Source organism: Sphingomonas sp. FUKUSWIS1, assembly GCF_000733135.1.
In the GTDB taxonomy this organism is placed as follows: Bacteria; Pseudomonadota; Alphaproteobacteria; order Sphingomonadales; family Sphingomonadaceae; genus Sphingomonas; species Sphingomonas aerolata.
The window spans coordinates 1-4,626 of record NZ_JPJC01000031.1 but is presented as its reverse complement, the minus strand read 5'-3'; the positions used below and the strand labels follow the sequence as shown (position 1 = coordinate 4,626).

The 4,626-nt window shown below is 67.9% G+C and carries 4 protein-coding genes; 1 reads left to right on the top strand and 3 read right to left on the bottom strand.

Annotated elements, in window-relative coordinates:
• Positions 1 to 148 precede the first annotated feature (148 nt).
• The 3 genes from sphsw_RS03045 to sphsw_RS03035 all read right to left on the bottom strand — a co-directional run bounded on the left by sphsw_RS03045 (position 149) and on the right by sphsw_RS03035 (position 2,967).
• Positions 149 to 1,795: an inorganic phosphate transporter gene (locus sphsw_RS03045; RefSeq protein ID WP_031439317.1), complete on the bottom strand. Its 1,647-nt coding sequence runs from the start codon at positions 1,793 to 1,795 to the stop codon at positions 149 to 151.
• A 225-nt stretch (positions 1,796 to 2,020) separates the two neighbouring features.
• Positions 2,021 to 2,347: a UrcA family protein gene (locus sphsw_RS03040; protein WP_031396464.1), complete on the bottom strand. Its 327-nt coding sequence runs from the start codon at positions 2,345 to 2,347 to the stop codon at positions 2,021 to 2,023.
• 224 nt (positions 2,348 to 2,571) lie between these two features.
• Positions 2,572 to 2,967 (bottom strand): GFA family protein, encoded by a 396-nt coding sequence (locus tag sphsw_RS03035; RefSeq protein ID WP_031439316.1) that lies wholly within the window; start codon positions 2,965 to 2,967, stop codon positions 2,572 to 2,574.
• 110 nt (positions 2,968 to 3,077) lie between these two features.
• On the opposite strand from sphsw_RS03035, the gene sphsw_RS03030 reads away from it, so the two are divergent.
• Positions 3,078 to 4,626 (top strand): ATP-dependent helicase (locus tag sphsw_RS03030; protein WP_042466444.1); only part of this gene is annotated, 1,549 nt, incomplete at its 3' end.

The following is a 4,626-nucleotide window of genomic DNA, read 5'->3' as shown; positions in this document are numbered from 1 at the left end:
CGCCGCCGCGGTCGCGTAGATGTAGAAGTCGTAGAATTCGACCGCGGTGCCGACCAGGCTGGCGGCGAGGATGCGGCGGCTGGACCTAAGCGTGCTCATGCCGCGTGCATCGCCGCCCGCCGCCGCCCCGTCAATCGCGCGCTCGGCTTTAGCGCCCCAAGGCGTGCGCAACCCCGAGCAGCATCCAGTACAGCCCGCCCGACAACAGCATCGCGACCGGCAGCGTCATGATCCACGCCAGCCCCATGTTCACCAGTGTCCGCCGCTGCAGTCCGCCGCCATTGGCGACGCTCGAACCGGCGATCCCCGACGACAGGATATGCGTCGTCGACACGGGCAGGCCGAACCGGTCCGCCATCAGGATCGTCGCCGCCGCGACCAGCTCCGCCGACGCACCCATGCCATAGGTCAGATGCGACTTGCCGATCCGTTCGCCGACGGTGACGACGATCCGCTTCCACCCGACCATCGTGCCGAGCCCGAGCGCGAGCGCGACCGTGACCTTCACCCAGATCGGGATGTAGCGCGTCCCCTGCTCCAGCCCGCCGCCATAGGTTTTCAGCTCCGTGATCTCCTGCGCGGTGAAGCGCGCCTGCGCGGTCTTGTCCGCCGCGACCAGCTTGGTCGTGTCGAGCACGAGGTACATGTCGTTGCGCAGGTTCGACGTCGCCGCCGCGGGCACCTTGCCGAGCGAGCCATAGCCCTCGATCCGGCGGGTGACGTCGTTCGACAGCGTGGCCAGCGCGCCATAGACGACGGGCTCGGCGACCTGCTTGGATTTCAGCGCGGTGGTGACGCGCGCGCGGGCGGCCTCGACCGTCGAAGGCGTGCCGTCGGCATGCGCGGCATAGGCCGACGACGCCGCGCGGGCGCTCTGGACGAACGCCGGCGTCGCGCTTTCGGGCATCGTCCGGTTCAGCGCATAGGCGGTCGGCGCGCAGCCGATCAGGATGAGCATGATCAGCCCCATCCCCTTCTGGCCGTCATTGCTGCCATGCGCAAAGCTGACCGCGGTGCAGGTGCCGATCAGCAGCGCACGGATCCCGCGCGGCGGCGGCGTATCGCTCTCGGGCGCCTCGTACAGCTTGCGGTCGCGCAGGAAGCGCTTCATCACCAAGAGCATCAGCAGCGCGCCGACAAAGCCGACCACCGGGCTGAACGCGAGCGCGGAGAGCACCTTGGTCACCTGCGCCATGTCGACGCCCGACGTGCCGTCCGCGCCGCCGTTGATCAGCTGGTTGGCGAGCCCGACGCCGAGGATCGAGCCGATCAGCGCATGGCTCGACGAATTGGGCAGCCCGACCGCCCAGGTCGCGAGGTTCCACAGGATCGCCGCGAGCAGCAGCGCGAAGATCATCGCGAACCCGCCCGCGCTGCCGACGTTGAGGATGAGGTCGACCGGCAGCAGCGTGATGATCGAATAGGCGACCGCACCCGACGACGTCATCACGCCGACGAAGTTGAAGAAGCCCGACCAGACCACCGCGAGCGGCGCGGGCATCGAATGCGTGTAGATGACCGTCGCGACCGCATTGGCGGTGTCGTGGAAGCCGTTGACGAATTCGAACCCGAGCGCGATCAGCAGCGCGAGCCCGAGGAACGCGAACGCACCGACCGCGAGCGTCTCGCCAACCTGCGCGGTATCGGTGGCAATGCTGAACCCCGCATAGGCCAGCCCCCCCAGCAATATTGCCAGAAAGATCCAGCGCCCGGCCGGATGCAGATCATGATCGAGCCGCGGTCCGCTGCGCGGTGCGCGGTCGATCGCGTCGACCGTTAATGGGGAAGTAGCCATGATCGCGCAGTCGGCCCTAACGATTACAACTTTATGACAACGCGATGCATCGCCGCGCGGCGATACCAGAATGACACAGTGACGAACCCCACCCAGAGCGCAACCGCCCATGACCCTCCCCCGCCAGGGGGAGGTGGCAGGCGCAACCTGACGGAGGGGGAGGACCGCCGCGCCTCTGATAGAGCGGTCCTCCCTCGATCGCGCATCGGATCGAGCGCGACGACGCTACCGCCCCGCGAGGCTCGCGAGCTGCGTCCCGTTGCGCGTCAGCAACGCGGCGGTCTGCACCGTGGCGTCCTGCATCATTTCCGCGCGGCACCGACGCGACTCGGCAAAGGCATTCAGCCCGCCGGTCCGCGGGGCGCAGGTCCGGTTAACCGCCGACTGCACGCGACGCGCAAGCACACGCCGCCCGGCGTCGCTGGCCAGGTCGAGCCCGGCATGCGAGACACGGATCGTAACGGGGTCGCGCACCGGATCGGCGGCAGCGCCGGTCGCAAAAAGGCACGCGGAAGCGATCGCCGCCGAAGCGACGCTGTGGAGGATCTTCATGATGACGTCCTTTGCTGGTCCTGCGGTCCGCAGGCACGCCGGCCTGCGCGCGACTAAGCCTGACCGTCGGGAGGACCGTCTCTGCGCGGCCTCTCCGACGAAGACCCTCGTCGCTGCGCACGCCCTACGCCCGGATCGTTACGCGCCCGCGACGGTTTGGCGACGGTTCGTCGGTCGCCCCGCGATTTCGATTCCCCCCTCCCGGATGGCGACCGAACGCGCGCTCACATCCCCTGATAGCGCGCGAATTCGGGCAGGCTCGCCAGGTCCGCCATCCACGCCAGCCGCTCCGCGACCTGGATTAGCGCGCCCGGTGCGACCGACTCGGGATCGTCGAGCGTGCACGACTGGATGTCGATGATCCCCGGCAGCGCGACCGGGTTGGTGTAGAACAGGCCCGTCCCGCACGTTCCGCAGAACAGCCGCCGCCCGTGCTCGGACGACGCATAGGTCACCGGATCGCCCGAAATCGTCACCTGCTCGGTCCTGAACGCGATCCAGCCGACCATCGGCGCGCCTGCGCTGCGTCGGCAATCCTCACAGTGGCACAGCGCGTGATGCGCCGCCTCGCCCGTCGCGACATAGTGGATCGCTCCGCAGTGGCATCGTCCCGACAACATGCACGCCTCCTGTTGATATTCTCGATTTGTTCCACACATCGCTGCGCCGTGCAAGCCTTAGCCGCTTGCCCGATCGCGCCCCGTTCCCTACCTGTTCACCGGTGAACCAGATCGCCCATCCGTCCGACGCAAACCGCCAGCCGCCCTATCTCCGCGGCCTCAACGATCCCCAGCGCGAGGCGGTGCTGACCACCGACGGCCCCGTCCTGATCATCGCCGGCGCGGGCACCGGCAAGACCGCGGCGCTGACCGCGCGACTCGCGCATCTGATCTTCACCAAGAAGGCGTGGCCGTCGGAGATCCTCAGCGTCACCTTCACCAACAAGGCCGCACGCGAGATGCGCGAGCGCGTCGGGCGTCTGGTCGGCGACGCTGTCGAGGGGATGCCGTGGCTCGGCACCTTCCACGCGATCGCCGCCAAGATGCTGCGCCGCCATGCCGAGCTCGTCGGGCTGCAGTCCAACTTCACGATCCTCGACACCGACGACCAGCTGCGGTTGCTCAAACAGCTCATCCTCGCCGCCGATATCGACGAGAAGCGTTTCCCGACGCGCAGCCTCGCCGGGCTGATCGACCAGTGGAAGAACAAGGGCCTCGTCCCCGCCGATATCGATGCGGGCGAGAGCGAGCGCTACGCCAACGGCCGCGGCGGCGAGCTGTACGAGCAATATCAGACCCGGCTGCGCGCGCTCAACGCCTGCGACTTCGGCGACCTGCTGCTCCACATGCTCGTCATCCTGAAGACACACCGCGACGTGCTGGCGCAGTATCAGCAGCGCTTCAAATACATCATGGTCGACGAGTATCAGGACACCAACTCGTCGCAATATCTCTGGCTGCGTCTGCTCGCGCAGGAGCGCAAGAACATCGCCTGTGTCGGCGACGACGACCAGTCGATCTATTCGTGGCGCGGCGCACAGGTCGAGAACATCCTGAAGTTCGAACGCGATTTTCCCGGCGCGAAGGTCATCCGCCTCGAACAGAATTACCGCAGCACGCCGCACATCCTAGGCGCGGCCTCGGGCGTGATCGCCAACAATGGCGGCCGCCTCGGCAAGCAGCTCTGGACCGAGCTCGACGTCGGTGAGAAGGTCAAGGTCATCGGCGTCTGGGACGGCCCCGAGGAAGCGCGCCGCGTCGGCGAGGAAATCGAAAGCGTCCGTCGCACGGGCAAGAGCCTCGACGAGGTCGCGATCCTGGTCCGCGCGCAGCACCAGACGCGCGAGTTCGAGGATCGCTTCATCGCGATCGGCATGCCGTACAAGATCGTCGGCGGATTCCGCTTCTACGAACGCGCCGAGATCCGCGACGCGCTCGCCTATCTCCGCGTCGTCAACCAGCCCGCGGACGATCTCGCCTTCGAACGCATCGTCAACGTCCCCAAGCGCGGCCTGGGCGACAAGGCGGTCGCGCGCATCCACCAGCTCGCGCGCGCCACCGGCACCCCGCTGACCACCGCCGCCGCGCGCATCCTCGACACCGACGAACTGACCGGGGCCGCCAAGAAGTCGCTCGGCCGCCTCGTCGGCGACATCGCGCGCTGGCGCGACATGGCGACCAGCCTGCCCCACGCCGAACTCGCACGGCAGCTGCTCGACGAGAGCGGCTACACCGCGATGTACCAGGCCGAGAAATCGGTCGAGGCGACCGGCCGGCTCG